Origin of the sequence: Yersinia bercovieri ATCC 43970 (genome assembly GCF_013282745.1) — a bacterium.
GTDB classification, from domain to species: Bacteria; Pseudomonadota; Gammaproteobacteria; order Enterobacterales; family Enterobacteriaceae; genus Yersinia; species Yersinia bercovieri.
Window position 1 is genome coordinate 56,064 of sequence record NZ_CP054044.1, and the last position, 18,446, is coordinate 74,509.

An 18,446-nucleotide genomic window follows, 5' to 3' on the forward strand; every position below is an offset into this window, starting at 1 on the left:
GAAAGCCGCTAACAACACTGCAACGCCCAGGACGAAGAGTATTTAGAGCGGTTCGGTTTGCGCCTCGACGACTGCCAACGCCACCATATTGACGATTCGCCGCACCGACGCAATCTGCGTCAGAATGTGAACCGGTTTTGCCACGCCCATCAATACCGGCCCGACAGTCACCCCTTCCGACGAGGTCACGCGCAGCAGGTTATAACTGATACGTGCCGCCTCCATATTTGGCATAATCAATATGTTAGCCGCCCCTTTCAGCGGACTATCTGGCATCAGATTATGGCGGATACTCTCCACCAGCGCGGCATCACCGTGCATCTCACCATCAATTTCCAGCTCAGGGGCCATCTGATTGACCAGCGCTAATGTGCGGCGCATTTTGCGCGCCGCCGGGCAATCTGAAGAGCCGAAACTTGAATGGGATAGCAGCGCAACTTTCGGCTCGATGCCGAAACGGCGCACAGTTTCAGCCGCCATTAATGTTATCTCCGCCAACTGCTCTGGTGTCGGATCATCGTTGACATAGGTATCGGCAATAAAGGTGTTGCCAGTCGGCAGCAACAGCGCATTCATCGCCCCCGCCACATGTGCCCCCTCACGGAAACCAAACACTTTCTCCACCACATCATAATGTTCATGATAGGTGCCGATGGTGCCGCAAATCATCGCGTCAGCTTCACCTCGGTGCACCATAATGGCACCAATCAGGGTTGGGTTGCCAATCACTGCGCGGCGGGCCTGCTCCTGCGACACCCCACGGCGTTTCATGATTTGATAATATTCGTGCCAGTACTCGTTAAAGCGCGGGTCAGACTCATTATTGACCACTTCGAAATCTTTGCCGATGGCAATTTGCAGGCCCAACTTCTTCAGCCGGGTCTCAATCACCGTTGGGCGACCAATAAGAATCGGGTATGCCAGTCCTTGGGAAATCAGCTCCTGAGTGGCGTGCAGCACCCGCTCCTCTTCCCCCTCCGCCAGGACGACTCGTTTCATCTCTTTTTTCGCTTGCGAGAAGATAGGCTTCATAAACAAGTTGGTTTTGTAGACGAATTCGGTCAATTTCTCGATATAAGCATTGAAGTCAGTGATGGGACGAGTGGCCACACCAGAATCCATTGCCGCTTTAGCCACTGCGGGCGCAATTTTGACAATCAGACGCGGATCGAATGGTTTCGGGATAATATATTCAGGGCCGAAGGAGAGATCTTGCTCACCATAAGCTGACGCCACCACATCACTCTGCTCAGCCAGCGCCAGATCAGCGATGGCGTGTACACAAGCCAGCTTCATCTCTTCATTAATAGTGGTCGCCCCCACATCCAGCGCACCACGGAAGATGAATGGGAAGCAGAGTACGTTATTGACCTGATTCGGGTAGTCCGAGCGGCCAGTACAGATAATCGCATCCGGGCGCACCGCTTTAGCCAGTGGCGGCAAGATCTCAGGCTCTGGGTTCGCCAGCGCCAGAATCAGCGGGCTAGGAGCCATGGTTTTCACCATCTCTTGGCTTAACACGCCCGGGCCGGAACAGCCGAGGAAGATGTCCGCACCCGGCATGGCGTCGCCCAGTGTGCGCTGACCATGGTCATCAATGGCGTAAGCCGCTTTGGTTTCAGCCATATTGGCTTCGCGGCCCTTATAAATCACGCCTTTGGAATCACAAACCGTGATGTTGTGATGCTTTAATCCCAGCGCCACCAGCAGATTTAAGCAGGCAATGGATGCCGCGCCGGCGCCGGACACCACCAGTTTCACATCACTAATATCTTTTTTCACCACCCGCAAGCCATTGAGCACTGCGGCAGTACAGATAATAGCAGTGCCATGCTGATCGTCATGGAATACCGGGATCTTCATGCGCTCGCGTAATTTCTGCTCAATATAAAAACATTCCGGCGCTTTAATATCCTCCAGATTGATGCCACCAAAGGTCGGCTCCAGTGAGGCGATAATATCAATTAATTTGTCCGGGTCGAGTTCATCCACCTCAATATCAAATACATCAATACCCGAGAATTTTTTAAACAGAACGCCCTTACCTTCCATTACCGGTTTACCGGCTAATGCGCCGATATTACCCAGCCCAAGAACTGCGGTGCCGTTGGAAATAACCGCGACCAGGTTGCCACGCGCCGTATATTTGTAGGCTGCCGCAGGATCAGCTGCAATTTCCAAACAGGGGGCCGCAACACCGGGAGAGTAAGCCAGCGCCAAATCCCGTTGGGTTGCTAGCGGTTTGGTTGGCGACACCTGAATTTTCCCTGGGGTGGGGAATTGGTGAAAATCAAGCGCACTCTGTTTCAATTGTTCGTCCATTGTAGGTTCCCTTTGCTTTTTTGTTTTGAGGTAACAGCTGAACCAGTATAGTGAGTGAATCACCACAATCTATGAACCAGGGCATACTCTGCATAACATTTTTGTATCAATCAGGGAATTTGCTTATCAATCAGAAGGGATTATCAATAATGGCGAAATTAAATGCCGCTCAGGTAGCGGCAGTAAAAGTATCGCGGTGGTACAGGTAGGAATAATATTAGTTAAAAAAGCCCTGGATTTGGGCATATTGTAACAGCATGATAGTTTTGCCATCTTTAATCCGACCATCGGCAATCATCGCCAGCGCCTCGCTGAAGGGCAGTTCAACCACATCAATCACCTCATCTTCTACACCAACATTATCAGTGACTTTCTGATCCGCATGATATTGCGCAGCAAAGAAATAGATAATTTCAGTCACGCCACCCGGTGACATATAGGCTTCAAACAACTTTTGCACTTTATCAATCTGATAGCCGGTCTCCTCCATGGCTTCACGGCGAATACACTCTTCCGGTGAGTCATTATCCAATAACCCTGCGCAGGTCTCTAATAACATGCCAGTAGGATTACCATTAACATAGGTGGGCATACGGAATTGGTTTATCAGTACTACTGTGCCCTTTTCACGGTTATACAGCAGAATGGTCGCGCCATTACCCCGGTCATAGACTTCGCGAATCTGTTGCACTGTGGTGCCATCATCAGCTTTTAAATCAAAGGTATATTTATGTAATTTAAACCAATTTTTGGATAACACTTCACACTGAATATTTTCAATTTTAACTGACATAACGCCCTTCTTTTATCGCGGCAAAAACGTGGAAGTTATTCCGGTGACAAATCTGCCGGAAACAGATTTGAATGCTGCGTGTAGCAGCCTTATAACGGGGAGAGCGGTGAACAGGCCACTCCTGCAACGTCGAAGTCGAAGGATTTAGCGTAATCTATCACTTGCAAGTTGATAAACTTCATTGCGCTCTCTTTTTCCTACGGCAACCACTGCAATAATCAAAATATCATCGATAACTTCATACACTAATCTAAATCCAGAAGATCGTAATTTAATTTTGTAGCAATTTTTCATGCCGCGCAGTCTTGCGCTTTCAATATGCGGATTATCGCTGCATTTTTTTAATTTCTTGGCAAACTGCTGCTGTATCGTCTTATCCAGTTTGTGCCACTCCTTTAGCGCTTCTTCTCTGAATTTAACGGGATAAATCATAAATAGCTGTCCAGATCGATATCATGCAACGATTGATTACGGCGCTCATTGACCAGTTTTGCTAGCTCATGATCATCGAGTGCATCCATTATTTGTTCGTAAAGTTCGGCGGGGACGCAATAGAAAGCGGGTTGATTGCGGTTGAGAATGGCAACAGGAAATCCCGCGCCAGCATTGACCGTTGCCATTGGATTTTTCTTCAGTTCACTCACACTGGCGCTGGTATCAGTCAAAATCACACTTGGCATAAACACCTCAAAAGACCTGTTAACAGGTCTCATTATGTGAGATGCAGCTTAATATTGCAATAAAAAATGCCTTGTCGACACTACGTCCACAAGGCATCTAACCACTATTTTATTGATACCGACGGCGTCAGGATTAAAACCCGGTTGGGACATCCTTCATATCCGGCAACTTATGGGCAATGCCTTTATGGCAGTCGATACAGCTCTTGCCTTCAGTGATGGCTTTACTGTGCATCTTCGCCGCCACAGTTTTTTGCGCGGTGAAATCCATATTGTCGAAATTATGGCAATTTCGGCACTCTTGCGAACCATTGGCTTTCATGCGCGCCCACTCATTTTCGGCCATGGCCAGACGATGGGCCTCAAACTTCTGCGGCGTATTGATCAAGCCAATGGTCTTGGCATACAGCTCTTTACTGGCCTTGATCTTGCGCACCATTTTTGGCCCCCACTCATGGGGCACGTGACAATCAGGGCAGGTCGCCTTTACACCACTGCGGTTGCTGTAGTGGATGGTTCCCATGTACTCCTGATAGACGTTATCTTTCATTTCATGGCAGCTAATACAGAATTTTTCGGTATTCGCCATCTCCATGCCGGTATTAAAACCGCCCCAGAAAATGATGCCACTGACAAAGCCAATCAGCAGTAAAGTCCCTAGCGCCAGTCGGCTTGGCCGACGCCACCACTGCCATATCCGTCGGATCACACCGGGCTTTTTAGTTTCACTCATCACTGGCCTCTCTCATCACGAATCTCACAGTAGCACCTGGGTTATTGACCAAAGCCAGGGGCTGGTTGGAAGCTGTTACCGACAATAGGTGCGGCATCGGTTTGTGGCACATGGCATTGCAGGCAGAAATAGCGACGTGGCGAGACTTCACTCGACACTCGACCATCGCGGTCAATAAAGTGGGTCGGGCTAACCCGTGGTGCGCCGGTGGTTCGATAGTGCTCAACGCCGTGGCATTGCAGGCAGCGGTTGGTATTTTTGCTGATTTGATAACCATCCACACTATGGGGGACCATTGGCGGCTGGTTAACATAGTTCAGCGCCATCCGCTGTTGCTGTCTCGGCATTGTCACCTTGCCTGCCGCACTCCCTGAGACCTCCGGTGATTGGCTTAAGTCCATTTCAACATTGTTGGCCGCATTGACCGCGCCGGTGACCACCAGTACCGCCAGCAGCGATATGATTGCCAAAAATCGGCGGTTTAGTGATTTAAACATTGTGCTATTCATTATTTCCTCCTGAAAGACACTCTTTTCCTGAGCATCCCTGGATGATTTTGATAAGTGAGTGGCATAGCCCGCCCTTGGGCGAGCAGCCGTATCACTCCACTACATCACGCCACTCCACTAAATCACGCCACGACCCGCGCCAATTTCACTGCGCATTTCTTGAAGTCTGTCTCTTTGGATAGTGGATCGGTGGCATCCAGCGTCAGGTTATTCACCAGTTGTGCCGCATCAAAGAACGGCATATACACCAGCCCTTCTGGTGGGCGGTTGCGGCCTCGGGTCTCCACCAGGGAGATAAGTTCACCACGGCGTGAAATCACTTTCACCTTGTCGCCACGGTGTAAACCACGCTTTTTGGCATCCAGTGGGTGAATGAATAGCACCGCTTCAGGGAAGGCGCGGTGTAACTCAGGTACGCGGCGGGTCATGGAACCGGTATGCCAGTGCTCCAGCACCCGGCCGGTAGAGAGCCACAGGTCATACTCTTCATCCGGGCTTTCAGCGGCGGGTTCGTAAGGCAGGGCAAAGATCACCGCTTTACCATCCGGTTTGCCATAGAAGCGCACCTCCTCGCCTTTCGGCACGAAGGGATCGAAACCTTCGCGGTAGCGCCAAAGTGTCTCTTTACCATTGACCACCGGCCAGCGCAGACCGCGCTCTTGGTGATAACGATCGAATGGGGCTAAATCGTGGCCGTGACCGCGACCAAAATCGGCATACTCCTCAAATAGCCCTTTCTGGATGTAGAAACCGAAATCGCGCGCTTCGTCATTCAGTTGATCGGCGGGGATTTCACTCAGCGGGTATTTGCTCACCACATCGTTGGCAAACAGCACCTCATACAGCGTTTTACCGCGATATTCCGGCTTCTTGTTAACCAGCTCAGCCGGCCACACCTCTTCAACTTTAAAGCGTTTGGCGAACTCAACCATCTGCCACAAATCAGATTTTGCTTCGCCCGGTGCCGGGACTTGCTGACGCCAGAACTGAGTGCGGCGTTCGGCATTACCGTAAGCGCCCTCTTTCTCGACCCACATCGCCGTCGGCAAGATAAGGTCAGCCGACAGTGCACTGATGGTCGGATAGGGGTCAGACACCACAATAAAGTTGCGCGGATCACGCCAGCCTGGCATACGATCTTCGTTGATATTCGGGCCAGCCTGCATGTTGTTATTGCACATCACCCAGTAGGCATTGAGGGTGCCATCTTTCAGCGCCCGGTCTTGTGCTACCGCATGTAGGCCCACTTTTTCGGGGATAGTCCCGGCAGGCAGTTGCCATTTGGTTTCGGCAATCTGGCGATGTTTTTCGTTGGTCACCACCATGTCTGCGGGCAAGCGGTGGGAGAAGGTTCCCACTTCGCGTGCGGTGCCGCAAGCCGATGGCTGGCCGGTCAGGGAGAAGGGGCCAGAACCCGGTTTGGAGATCTTGCCGGTTAACAGATGCAGGTTGTAGCACATGTTGTTGGCCCAGACACCACGGGTGTGCTGGTTGAAGCCCATCGTCCAGTAGGAGACCAGTTTCACTTTCGGATCAGCATACAGCTGCGCCAGTGACTCCAATTGGTCTTCCGGCACGCCGCTCATTTTAGCGGCTTTTTCGACTGTATATTCGGCGACGAAAGCTTTGAAATCATCAAAACTCATTGGCTCGGAAGCATCACTACCCGGATTTTTCGCCGCTTTTTCCAGTGGATGGGTTGGTCGTAAACCATAGCCAATATCAGTGGCACCACGACGGAAATTCACATGGCGGTCAAGGAAGCCCTGATCAACAGCATTGTTTTGGATGATGTAATTGGCGATGTAATTCATGATCGCCAGATCGGTCTGCGGGGTGAAGACCATCGGGTTATCAGCCAGTTCAAAGCTGCGGTGCTCATAGGTCGAGAGGACGGCAATTCGGACATTTTCATTGGTCAGGCGGCGGCTGGTCATGCGCGACCATAAAACCGGGTGCATCTCCGCCATATTGGAGCCCCAGAGCACGAAAGCATCTGCTTCTTCAATATCATCGTAGCAACCCATTGGCTCATCCATGCCGAAGGTGCGCATAAAGCCCACCACGGAAGAGGCCATACAGTGGCGGGCATTGGGGTCCAGGTTGTTGGAGCGGAAGCCCGCTTTCAGTAATTTCGAGGCGGCGTAGCCCTCCCACACCGTCCATTGGCCGGAGCCAAACATGCCAACAGCCGTCGGGCCTTTCTCTTTCAACGCATTTTTGAATTTCAGCTCCATGATATCAAAGGCTTTTTCCCAACTAATTGGGGTGAAATCGCCCTCTTTATCATACTGCCCCTCTTTCATCCGCAGCAGCGGCTGGGTCAGACGGTCTTTGCCGTACATGATTTTTGGCAGGAAATAGCCTTTCACGCAGTTCAACCCACGGTTGACCGGTGAGTCCGGATCACCTTGCGATGCCACGATGCGACCATTTTGCGTGCCGACCAAAACACCGCAGCCAGTACCGCAGAATCGGCAAGGTGCTTTATCCCACTTTATTGCGTTTGATGTCTCACCCACCACAGCCTTAGCGACTGTGGGTATGGTCAATCCGGCTGCGGCAGCTGCGGCAACCGCAGCATTGGCCTTCATAAAATCCCGGCGACTGAGTTTCATGGCATTTCCTCACCTTGGCTATCCTGCTGGTGATACACCAGCGATACAGCCAGCACACCATCCAGATTACGTGCTGACTCAATATAATTCAGGAGCACGTCTGAGCGCGCCGCCTGCATGACCACCACCAGTTTGCCTTGCGCGGCATCACTGGTGGGTATTTCAGTGCCCGGGATCGCCAGCAAGCTGTCAATCAATTGCGCAAATCGCGCCGGTTTGGCTTGCAATACCAATCCGCAGACATGCCACTCTTTATTGTCCATCATCACTCCGGGTGAGGGTTACGGCTTGAACTGGGCAGCCGGGCACACAGGCACCGCAGCCAGTACAGGCTGGTAAATCTAATTCGGGCTGAGCAATGCCATTCAAGCGCGGGCGAAACTTAATCGCTCGCGTTTCACAGCTATCCTGACAACTACGGCACTCAATATTGTGAAAAGGCAAACAGCGGTCTGATATGTTGATGTTAAGTGACCAGGCTGCCCGTTCTGTTGCGGTAAAAACATCGGCTTCACATGCCCGCACGCAGGCCTGGCAAAAGCTGCATTCGGCACGCTGAAAATCTATTTCGGGGAATCCACCACTGCCCGCGATCAATACGCCGGTTTCACAGGCGGCAACACAGGCATGGCATCGGGTACAACCCGCAATAAAATCAGCCTCCATCACCGACCAGGGGGGGCGTATAACAGAGGAGTGTTGCCTATCCGCTCGCCAAAGGCCGGTCAGTAATTTACGCCGCGATAAATCAGTCATGCTGATATCCTTAATACCTGCTGGCGCGCCCGCGAGTGCGAGCTAGAGATGATTCATTTAGCGCCCAAGGATTCATCTCGGGATAATGATAATTATTCTTATTTATATTAATGAAAGAGATTCCCCAGTGTTTAGGTACTAAATACAGAATAATGAGTAATAAAATAATTACTCTTTAGGGTTAATCAGTGGGAGATATTGAGCAGGATCAATTAATTTAGTGGTTATTTACCTGATTTGTCGTGGTTAAATCTATTTGCGTTATTAGTTTTTTTATATAACGATTTGTTTAATGAGAATAGCTATCAAATCAAGATAATACTTTGGTAATTATTTCTTAAGACAAAATGCAGCGGTTAAATGAATTTGACTGCTGTTTTAAAACAGTCTTCCCTTCCTTGTGGGTAAAGAATAGAGTTCCAATCAGAACCCCCTTATACTACGAAGGAGAATTACCGCAGGAGATAGGGGAAGAGTGCGGTACACTTAAATCATAGGTCAACTAACTATGATTGTTAACATGTTTAGCCTAATTAGTGACCAAAAAATAATTCATATTTTACAGCAGATATTTATACCTAAAGTCATTGGAATTGTAGGTAGGGCAGCAAACGAACATCCCCCGATAAGCTCATTTCGATTAACTGAGCCGGGTGAATCCACATCGCTAACCCCTGCGGTTTCACGTTAATAACGGTATAACCGTTTTTTCGGTTACAGGGACATTACTTATTATGACCAAAAGTCACACCATTATGATCGTTGATGATCATCCATTAATGCGCCGAGGCATTAGACAACTACTTGAATTAGACAGTAATTTTAATGTCATCGCTGAAGCTAACTGCGGTAGTGACGCCATTATTGAAGCGACCAAATGTCAGCCGGATGTCATTCTGCTCGATCTGAATATGAAAGGAATGTCTGGGCTAGATACATTGAAAGCATTAAGAAATGAAGGTGTCGATGCGAGAATTATTATCCTCACGGTTTCTGATGCCCGCAACGATGTGTATGCCATGATTGATGCTGGTGCGGACGGTTATCTGCTCAAAGACAGCGAACCAGAAATATTGCTAGAAAATATCCGTCAGGCGGCACAGGGTGAAAAAGTATTCAGTGATGAAGTCGCGCTCTATTTATCCTCTCGCCACGAACAGGTTAATCCTTTCGGTGAATTAACCGAGCGCGAATTAGATGTGCTGCAAGAAGTGGCTCGCGGGATGTCCAATAAACAGGTGGCTTTCGAATTACACATTTCCGAAGAGACCGTGAAAGTGCATATCCGTAATTTATTGCGTAAGTTGAATGTGCGTTCGCGTGTGGCGGCAACCATCATGTTTTTGGAAAATAAGAAATATTAGCAGCCGCCCAGCAGGTTAATTATCAGCCAACTTTTCTAGCCGCGAGGCTATTCAATGGCCGCTAAGATCAAATCATGGTTATCGTATATCCATTTTTTATTCAGTGGCCCCCAGCTATCTAACTGGTAATAGCCCGCGTTATTGCGCACACCCTGCTGTACAAATGTTAGCGTGACGCCCAAACCGGGCAGTGCTTTTAAGACATCCTGCAACGTTCGCCGTGGCCAGCCAGTTAATTCCATCAAGAGCGGCACGTTCAGCGAGTCACCACGACTAATAAGCCAGCACAGATAGAGACGACGGGCAAATACCGGATTGAGTTCCATACACATTCCTATGTTGAGTGACTGCTATTCAGTCTACTTGATACCCGAAAAAACACCTGTTTATCACTCTTTTCTGTATCAAGGTGAATTAACTCAGCTTTATCGAGGTTTTTTTACAGGTTCTCCTTATTTTCTTCACGTTTCCTTTAGCTTTCCCGCGTAGAGTGCAGTGTAGATTTTGCGGCAAATCATTTTTTCTATAGAGGCTGGCACTGCATGGCAAACTTTTTCATCGACCGCCCGATATTTGCCTGGGTATTGGCGATAATTATGTGTCTCACTGGGGCATTGGCAATCTCAACACTGCCGATTGAGCAATACCCCAATCTGGCTCCGCCGACTGTGCGCATCAGTGCCTCCTACCCCGGTGCCTCGGCGCAAACCCTGGAAAACACTGTCACGCAGGTCATCGAGCAAAGTATGACCGGGCTGGATAATCTGCTGTATATGTCATCACAGAGCAGCAACTCCGGTAGTGCCTCGATAACCTTAACTTTCCAGGCTGGCACCAACCCTAACGAAGCTATGCAACAGGTTCAAAACCAGTTGCAATCTGCCATCAAAAAACTGCCTCAGGATGTACAGCAGCAAGGGGTTTCAGTCTCAAAATCCGGTGATAACACACTGATGATGGTGGCCTTTGTTTCCACCGATGGCAGCATGGATAAGCAAGATATTGCCGACTATGTTGCCAGTAATCTGCAAGACCCCCTTAGCCGAATCGAAGGGGTCGGCAGTATTGATGCTTTCGGTTCGCAATACGCGATGCGGATCTGGCTCGATCCTAACAAACTCAATAATTATCAACTCACTACGCAGGATATTGTCACCGCTATCCAGTCGCAAAATAGCCAGATAGCCGTCGGACAATTGGGCGGGACACCTTCGGTTGATAATCAGGCATTGAATGCCACAATTAATGCGCAATCTCAATTGCAAACACCTGAACAATTCAGGGAAATTACACTACGAGTCAACCAGGATGGTTCACTGGTCACTTTGGGCGATGTGGCAAAGATTGAGATGGGGGCCGAGAAGTATGACTATCTGAGCCGTTTTAACGGGCAAGCCGCGTCGGGGATGAGTGTCAAACTGGCCTCTGGTGCCAATGAGCTGCAAACCGATGCACTGGTAAAAGCCCGGTTGGCCGAACTCGCGCCCTTCTTCCCCCATGGCCTTGAGGCCAAAATTGCTTATGAAACCACCCCCTTCGTCAAAGCCTCAATCAAGGATGTGGTCAAAACACTATTGGAAGCCATTTTGCTGGTGTTCCTGGTGATGTATCTGTTCTTGCAAAATTTCCGCGCCACCCTGATCCCGACCATCGCCGTGCCAGTGGTGCTGCTGGGAACCTTCGCTATCCTATCGGTATTTGGTTTTAGTATTAATACCTTAACCCTATTTGCCATCGTGCTCGCCATCGGGCTATTGGTTGATGATGCCATCGTGGTGGTGGAGAACGTCGAGCGCGTCATGAGCGAAGAGGGATTAGACCCCCGGGAAGCGACGCGCAAATCCATGGGGCAGATTCAGGGCGCATTGGTGGGGATTGCACTGGTGCTATCAGCGGTATTTATTCCGATGGCATTCTTCGGCGGAACTACTGGGGCCATCTACCGCCAGTTCTCCATCACCATCGTCTCTGCCATGGTGCTCTCAGTGCTGGTCGCGCTGATTCTGACACCGGCACTTTGCGCTACCATGCTCAAGCCTATTAAGCCGGGGCATCATCACGGCAAACGCGGCTTCTTCGGCTGGTTCAACCGCATGTTTGATCGCAATGCTCATCGTTACGAGCGGGGCGTGGCGCAGGTGTTGCACCACAGTCTGCGCTATATGCTGCTCTATGTACTGCTGCTAGGCGGGCTGGCGCTATTGTTCGTAAAATTACCGACCTCATTTTTACCACTGGAAGATCGCGGGGTCTTTATGGCACAAGTCCAGCTTCCTGTGGGTTCCACCCAGCAACAGACACTGAAAGTGGTCGAGAAAGTGGAGGACTACTTCCTGACGGCCGAGAAAGAGAGCGTGCTGTCGGTGTTTGCCACCGTGGGCTCCGGCCCCGGCGGTAATGGTCAGAACGTGGCGCGGTTATTCATTCGGCTCTCTGATTGGGAGCTGCGAAAAAGCAGTCATGACTCCTCCTTTGCCATTATTGAGCGCGCGACCAAAGCCTTTAATAAGATAACCGAGGCCAAAGTGTCAGTCAGTAGTCCACCGGCCATTTCAGGTTTAGGTGGCTCCTCCGGTTTTGATATGGAGCTGCAAGATCACGGCGGTTTAGGCCACGATAAACTGATGGCGGCCCGTGACCAACTGTTGCAGATGGCGTCCCAAGACCCGGCCCTGACACGGGTGCGGCATAACGGGTTGGATGATAGCCCGCAGTTGCAGATAGATATTGATCAGCGCAAAGCACAAGCGCTGGGGGTCTCACTGGATGATATCAACAACACGCTGAAAACTGCCTGGGGTTCGACCTACGTTAACGACTTTGTTGATCGCGGGCGGGTGAAAAAGGTCTATGTGCAGTCTGAGGCCACCGCTCGTATGCTGCCGGAAGATGTCAATAAGTGGTATGTGCGTAATAAGAGCGGCGGCATGGTGCCCTTCTCCGCATTCTCTACCACTCGCTGGGAATATGGTTCACCACGGCTAGAGCGCTACAACGGGTACTCGGCGCTGGAGATTGTCGGCGAGGCCGCGCCGGGGGTCAGTACCGGCACCGCGATGAATGTGATGGAGGATCTGGTTAAACAACTGCCAAATGGTTTTGGTCTGGAGTGGACCGGCATGTCCTATCAGGAGCGGCTATCTGGCTCGCAAGCCCCTGCCCTCTATGCTATTTCGCTGCTGGTCGTGTTCTTGTGTCTGGCGGCACTGTATGAGAGTTGGTCAATACCTTTCTCCGTAATGCTGGTGGTGCCGCTCGGGGTGATTGGCGCGGTTGCCGCCACCTGGATGCGTGGGTTAGAGAATGACGTCTATTTCCAGGTTGGACTGCTGACCATCATCGGGCTATCGGCCAAAAACGCCATTTTGATTGTCGAATTTGCCAGTGAATTGAACAACAAAGGCAAAGATCTGGTGGAGGCCACACTGGAGGCGTCACGCCAGCGGCTGCGGCCCATTCTGATGACCTCACTGGCGTTTATTTTTGGTGTGTTGCCAATGGCGGTCAGTCAGGGGGCCGGCTCCGGTAGCCAACATGCGGTAGGAACCGGGGTGATGGGCGGGATGATCTCCGCCACTGTATTGGCGATATTCTTTGTGCCGCTGTTCTTTGTCCTGGTTCGCCGTCGCTTCCCCGGCAGAGCAGCGCGGAGGAAAGCCTAAATTTTGGCCGGTAGATAATCAGTAAACCGCGATATGTGGCGTGAGAAAGGTGACATTAATAATTAATGTCACCTTTTATTTTAAATAAGTAGCAAATACAATAAATAATTTATATTAATAATATTCAAATGAATCATTAATCGGTAAACAAAAAAATTACTTTAATATATTCACACTGCATGTTGATCATTTTAAAATCATAATCCATATTTATCTATCACATGGCAATATCGACGTGAAAACACAACTTCATATTAACCTCAATAGAGTCAGGAGATATCATCATGGGTATTCTCGGTTTATTACCAAATAAAGTTGATGAGGATGAATCAATTGAGAACAATGAACACATTAATTGTTTAACAGAAAAGGAGTTAGCTGAACTGGAAAATGAATAGCACCATAATTAAGGAAGCTTCGGCTTCCTTAATTGATTGTTTATTGGAGATAAACATATGGAATTACCTTATGAGCGTGAAATCACGTTAGCTGAAGCCCAAAAACGAATCCTGACTGAGTTTCAGGGGAATAGTATGATCCCCTACATAGAGAATCTTGGTCAAAATATTATTACTACCACCTGTGATATTTATGATCATAATAATAAGTTACTGAGCCAAGGTGTTGGCAAAGGTATTGACGGCGCAGCATTAATCGGCTCCTTTTATGAAGCATTTGAACACTATATTTCAACCAGTTATCAAAAGTTCGGTGAAATATCATTATGTAAAACAAATAAGCTGCAACACACATTAAAAGAGTATGATTTCGTTAGAAGTTTATTGCAAACTCAACCGGATACAAAAATTGGTTGCCGCCATTACCGAAATATCACTGGCGATATTTCTGTTTTTTACCCGGTCGCCTTTTCAACCCCCGATTACGCCAACTCGCCCATTGAGGGAGATAACTTCGATTATCAGGTATTACGCCGCTATTCCAGCAACAGTGGCACCGCTATTGGTTCCTCTTTTCAAGAAGCCACTCTACATGCAGTTAATGAAAGTATTGAACGTGAAGATATATCGCAATTTTTGATTAACTACTTTTATCAGGAGAGTGATGATGAGTTACGACGGGTGAACCGGGATTCACTACAGCAAGAGCTTCATCATTTATGGTGCCATGCTGAGGCTGAAATAGCGGACCAAATTACAGTACTGGAAATCAGCCGCTCTTGCGTCTGCCGGACCTTCATCGCTTTCGGCCACAAACCCTGCCAGGCGATACATTTATTTGGCGCAGGAACATCCCTCTCGCCTTATTATGCCCTATCCCGAGCCATCACAGAGCTGGTTCAATTTCACTCCATTGCCACCCGACACCCCCATCTCATTGAGGCACAACATCACTATTTGCGGCGTCTATCGCCATGGCCAAAGCTCCGCCGTAGCTGTAAAGCTGATTTACCCGGGCTATTAGCGGATCGAACCTTACAAGCGGTCGATATTCCAGAAGATGAACCCATCACCTCAGTGATTGATCAACTACTGCATATTGAGCGGGGCTTAAATGCGCAAGGGCATCCGGTGCTGATCAGTATCCTCTATCAGAGTGCGGCAGGTTGCACGGTAACCCATGTCCTGATCCCCGGTTTTGAGCGCTTCTTTCTGATCAACAGCGGCAATATTGTCGTCCCATGGTTGGGTTACCAATATCAAAACAGCTAGTGAGCATTTGCCGATAAAAAAGGCAGATACCTCAACGGTTCTGCCTTTCTGCGAGCGATCACTCGCCCCTGGATCTGTATCGATAAAACAACAAAAAGATAATAACTCTTACTGCTGGTTTATTCGCTTATGCCTTACGCAGCATAGCATCGATAAACTCTTTCCACGTGCTTAACTCAAATTCAACCATAACGTCCTCTCTAATTATCGCGAGTCATTATACGCCTATTATTTGAACAGTCAAAATAGAAAGCAGGCGAATGAGTTGAGCAGTCAAAAGAGCTATTTTTACTAAAAGCAGGTCTCAGACTGATGGAAAACCCGATGACTCGATTGGAAAAGGTGAGTACAGGCTAAAGAGTAAAGCGTCCGCGCCACGAATGGCGCGGCTCAAGCCTCCATGGATGGATTGACGGCATCTTTACTATCTGTCTGTTCTCTCCGCCACTGAAACTTTGTTAATAATCTCCTGATATCGGAAGGTTTATCCCTTAGGGAAGACCCACAGATGCTCCATCGGTAAAGAGATCGAGCATAGCTCCTCGCGGCGAACCTCAGCACCATAAGCGCGGATCACAAAATCGTCAGCCGCAGTGCGGAACAGATATTCCCAGCGGTCGCCCAGATACATGCTGGTCAGCAGGGGTAAATTGAGCTGGTTGCCGTTCGGATCATCCGTCAGATTGACCCGTTCGACTCGGATCACTGCCGTACCTTCTTGCCCCACCAGCACCCCCTCGCCCGCCCATCCCCACAGCGCCCAATCTTTACCTTCGATTCGCGCCTTACCCTCACTAACCTGCGTGACCTTGCCATGTAAGCGGTTATTGCTGCCCATAAACTCTGCGGTAAAAAGCGTCGTTGGCGAACCGTACATCTCCTGTGGCGTCCCCTGTTGCTCAATTTTGCCGTTATTTAGCAGCAAAATACGGTCAGAGATTGCCATCGCCTCATTTTGGTCATGGGTCACCATTAGCGCTGATAAGCCGAGTTTGATGATCAATTCACGTAGGAACACCCGCGCTTCCTCGCGCAATTTGGCGTCCAGATTCGATAGCGGCTCATCCAGCAGAATAACCGGCGGGTTATAGACCAGCGCACGACCAATGGCCACACGCTGCTGCTGCCCACCAGAAAGCTGATGGGGGTGGCGATGACCCAGCGCCCCCAGCCCCAGTTGGTCGAGTACCGCTTGCACCCGCTGAGTGATCTCCGCCGCCGGCGTTTTGCGCAACTTCAGCGGGTAAGCAATGTTCTCAAATACCGTTTTATGGGGCCACAAAGCATAAGACTGGAACACCAAGCCCAGGTTGCGCTCTTCTGCTGGGATTTCACGACTCGTTTTACCATCATATACCCTGTTTTCACCAATGATAATGCAACCCTGACTCGGTTTCTCCAAACCCGCGACTGCGCGCAGCAAGGTGGTTTTCCCACTCCCCGATGGCCCTAGCAGAGAGACCACTTCGCCGCGCTTTAATTGCATCGACACCCCTTTCAACACCGGGTTATCGCCATAGGTTAAATGCAGGTTATCTACTGATAATTCAATCATTTAGTTTAACTCCAAAGCGCAATGCAATACCCAGCCCCAACACCACCAGCAGGATATTAATAAAGGAGAGCGCGGCAACGATATCAATCGCCCCCGCCGCCCACAGTGAAACCAGCATCGAGCCAATGGTTTCCGTACCCGGTGACAGCAGATAAACCCCGGTAGAGTATTCGCGCTCAAAAATCAGGAACATCAGCAGCCACGAACCAATCAGGCCATAGCGGGATAGTGGAATGGTGACATGGCGCGTCACCTGACCCCGGCTGGCGCCGTTGCTGCGGGCCGCTTCTTCCAACTCAGGCCCGACTTGCAGCAAAGTCGACGAGATCAGCCGCAGGCCATAGGCCATCCACACCACGGTGTACGCCAGCCAGACACTAAAAATGGTGCTGCGCAGAGAGCGGAGCCACACCACCAGATTCCCCCGCAACCACTCGGCCATTGGCAGCGAGGATAACCAGCCCTCTTTCAAGGAGTTATCCAGCCACATCGGCAGGAACAGGAAGACCCATAAGAATGCCAGCCCCGCCAGTAGCCCCGGCACTGCACGCGGGACTAACACGCTGTAATCAAGGAAACGCGTCACGCCATCCGGTTTACGGTGCATCGCAATGCCGATAAACAGATAGCAGATAACGGCCAACGCGCCGCCAAATACCCCGATCGCCATCGAGTTGACGATGGCCCGCAGCAAGTTAGGCTGCTGCCAGATGGTGCGGAAAGTGTTGAGCGATAGCTCATCCCAGAGCGATACCCCCATGCCCCAGTTAGAGACAAAAGCACGTAGCACCACCCCCAGCAGCGGCACGCCAATGGTAACCGTCAGCCAAAACGCCACCACACCACCGGCAATCCAACGCCACTTGCCCAGAGGTAATAGTCGCGCCTGAGACGCTTTACCTTTGACCGTAACAAAACGGTTGGCGGTACGCATCAGTACCCGCTGTAACATCACCAACGGAATGGTGATGCAGATAAGTATCACCGCTACGGCGGCCATCAGATGGTAAGAGGGGGTGCCCAGCTTATTGGTCAGTTGGTAAAGATAGGTCGCCAACACCAAGTTGCCCTCAGGATCGCCCAATACCAGCATCAGCCCGAACACCTCCAGCCCCAGGAAGAACAGCAATACGGTGATATACAAAATCGATGGGCGCACCATCGGCAAACTCACCGCCGTCATCACCTGCAAAGGCGAGGCCCCTGCCGTGCGCGCCGCCTCCTCCACATCAGAACCGACACTGCGCAGCGCCGATGAGATATAGAGGTAGGCGTGAGGAACGTGGGTCAGGCCCGCAATCACCACGATGCTGGACATGGCATAAATATTCCAGGGCACAAAACCTATCAATGACTCCGCCCACAGGGAGAAGAATCCCACCGGCCCTGCCGCCACCACGTAACCAAACCCCAACACCATGGGCGAGACAAAAATAGGCACCAAAATCAGCGGTTCGATGATCCGGCGGCCAGGTAGATCAGTCCTGACCATCAAAAAGGCCAGAATCCCTCCCAACGGAATCGCGATAACCACCAGCCCGAAAGCCAGAATAAAACCACTTTTCAGCGCCTTATAAAAATCGGGATCAGCAAAAATGAAGCGAAATGCCTCAAGGCTGAACACTTTGCTCGGTGAGAAAAAGGGGGCAGAAAGGAAACTTTGAATAACAATAAATGACAGTGGTACGTAGATAACCAGTGTGGTTATCAAGACTACCAAGCCGCGCGGCAAGCTTTGCCACTTTCTGCGCAATGCTTTCATAATGAGTCCCGTTGGTTAAAAA

General features: G+C 50.1%; 15 protein-coding genes. 3 read left to right on the forward strand and 12 right to left on the reverse strand.

The window, feature by feature from the left end; all coding sequences use genetic code 11:
- Window positions 1-42 precede the first annotated feature (42 nt).
- The 9 genes from maeB to napF all read right to left on the reverse strand — a co-directional run bounded on the left by maeB (window position 43) and on the right by napF (window position 8,411).
- Window positions 43-2,322: an NADP-dependent oxaloacetate-decarboxylating malate dehydrogenase gene (maeB, locus tag HRK25_RS00375; protein WP_005273379.1), complete on the reverse strand. Its 2,280-nt coding sequence runs from the start codon at window positions 2,320-2,322 to the stop codon at window positions 43-45.
- Between the two features lie 217 nt (window positions 2,323-2,539).
- The gene (gene nudK, locus HRK25_RS00380; RefSeq protein WP_005273377.1) at window positions 2,540-3,115 is read right to left on the reverse strand and encodes a GDP-mannose pyrophosphatase NudK; all 576 of its coding nucleotides are present in this window, start codon (window positions 3,113-3,115) and stop codon (window positions 2,540-2,542) included.
- A gap of 144 nt (window positions 3,116-3,259) precedes the next feature.
- The gene (locus HRK25_RS00385; protein ID WP_032897511.1) at window positions 3,260-3,547 is read right to left on the reverse strand and encodes a type II toxin-antitoxin system RelE family toxin; all 288 of its coding nucleotides are present in this window, start codon (window positions 3,545-3,547) and stop codon (window positions 3,260-3,262) included.
- Entirely contained in the window at window positions 3,544-3,795 is a 252-nt protein-coding gene (locus HRK25_RS00390; RefSeq protein ID WP_032897508.1) for a type II toxin-antitoxin system Phd/YefM family antitoxin, read from the reverse strand. The genes HRK25_RS00385 and HRK25_RS00390 overlap by 4 nt, the downstream gene beginning before the upstream one ends.
- Window positions 3,796-3,928: 133 nt before the next feature.
- Window positions 3,929-4,528 (reverse strand): cytochrome c-type protein NapC, encoded by a 600-nt coding sequence (gene napC / locus HRK25_RS00395; protein ID WP_032897505.1) that lies wholly within the window; start codon window positions 4,526-4,528, stop codon window positions 3,929-3,931.
- 41 nt (window positions 4,529-4,569) lie between these two features.
- On the reverse strand, window positions 4,570-5,037 hold the full coding sequence (gene napB, locus HRK25_RS00400) for a nitrate reductase cytochrome c-type subunit (RefSeq protein ID WP_032897502.1): 468 nt from the start codon (window positions 5,035-5,037) through the stop codon (window positions 4,570-4,572).
- 122 nt (window positions 5,038-5,159) lie between these two features.
- Window positions 5,160-7,655, reverse strand: a complete 2,496-nt coding sequence (gene napA, locus HRK25_RS00405) for a nitrate reductase catalytic subunit NapA (RefSeq protein WP_032897499.1) — start codon at window positions 7,653-7,655, stop codon at window positions 5,160-5,162.
- Window positions 7,652-7,918, reverse strand: coding sequence for a chaperone NapD (napD, locus tag HRK25_RS00410; protein ID WP_032897496.1), 267 nt, complete (start codon window positions 7,916-7,918; stop codon window positions 7,652-7,654). Before napD ends, napA begins: the two co-directional genes overlap by 4 nt.
- Complete coding sequence (gene napF / locus HRK25_RS00415) at window positions 7,908-8,411, reverse strand: ferredoxin-type protein NapF (protein ID WP_005273362.1); 504 nt, start codon at window positions 8,409-8,411, stop codon at window positions 7,908-7,910. Before napF ends, napD begins: the two co-directional genes overlap by 11 nt.
- A 734-nt stretch (window positions 8,412-9,145) precedes the next feature.
- Here napF and HRK25_RS00420 point away from each other — a divergent pair.
- Window positions 9,146-9,775, forward strand: coding sequence for a response regulator (locus tag HRK25_RS00420; protein ID WP_005273360.1), 630 nt, complete (start codon window positions 9,146-9,148; stop codon window positions 9,773-9,775).
- Window positions 9,776-9,822: 47 nt separating this feature from the next.
- On the opposite strand, the gene HRK25_RS00425 is transcribed toward HRK25_RS00420, so the two are convergent.
- Window positions 9,823-10,101 carry a winged helix-turn-helix domain-containing protein gene (locus HRK25_RS00425; protein WP_005273358.1) on the reverse strand — a complete coding sequence of 93 codons (279 nt, stop codon included), beginning with the start codon at window positions 10,099-10,101 and terminating at the stop codon, window positions 9,823-9,825.
- Window positions 10,102-10,317: 216 nt separating this feature from the next.
- Between HRK25_RS00425 and acrD the strand changes: the two genes are divergently transcribed.
- The gene (acrD, locus tag HRK25_RS00430; RefSeq protein ID WP_005273355.1) at window positions 10,318-13,437 is read left to right on the forward strand and encodes a multidrug efflux RND transporter permease AcrD; all 3,120 of its coding nucleotides are present in this window, start codon (window positions 10,318-10,320) and stop codon (window positions 13,435-13,437) included.
- Window positions 13,438-13,892: 455 nt separating this feature from the next.
- Window positions 13,893-15,107 (forward strand): YcaO-like family protein, encoded by a 1,215-nt coding sequence (locus tag HRK25_RS00435; RefSeq protein ID WP_005273349.1) that lies wholly within the window; start codon window positions 13,893-13,895, stop codon window positions 15,105-15,107.
- Window positions 15,108-15,591: 484 nt separating this feature from the next.
- On the opposite strand, the gene HRK25_RS00440 is transcribed toward HRK25_RS00435, so the two are convergent.
- Complete coding sequence (locus tag HRK25_RS00440) at window positions 15,592-16,662, reverse strand: ABC transporter ATP-binding protein (protein ID WP_032897492.1); 1,071 nt, start codon at window positions 16,660-16,662, stop codon at window positions 15,592-15,594.
- Complete coding sequence (locus tag HRK25_RS00445) at window positions 16,655-18,424, reverse strand: ABC transporter permease (protein WP_005273344.1); 1,770 nt, start codon at window positions 18,422-18,424, stop codon at window positions 16,655-16,657. The genes HRK25_RS00440 and HRK25_RS00445 overlap by 8 nt, the downstream gene beginning before the upstream one ends.
- Between the last annotated feature and the right edge of the window lie 22 nt (window positions 18,425-18,446).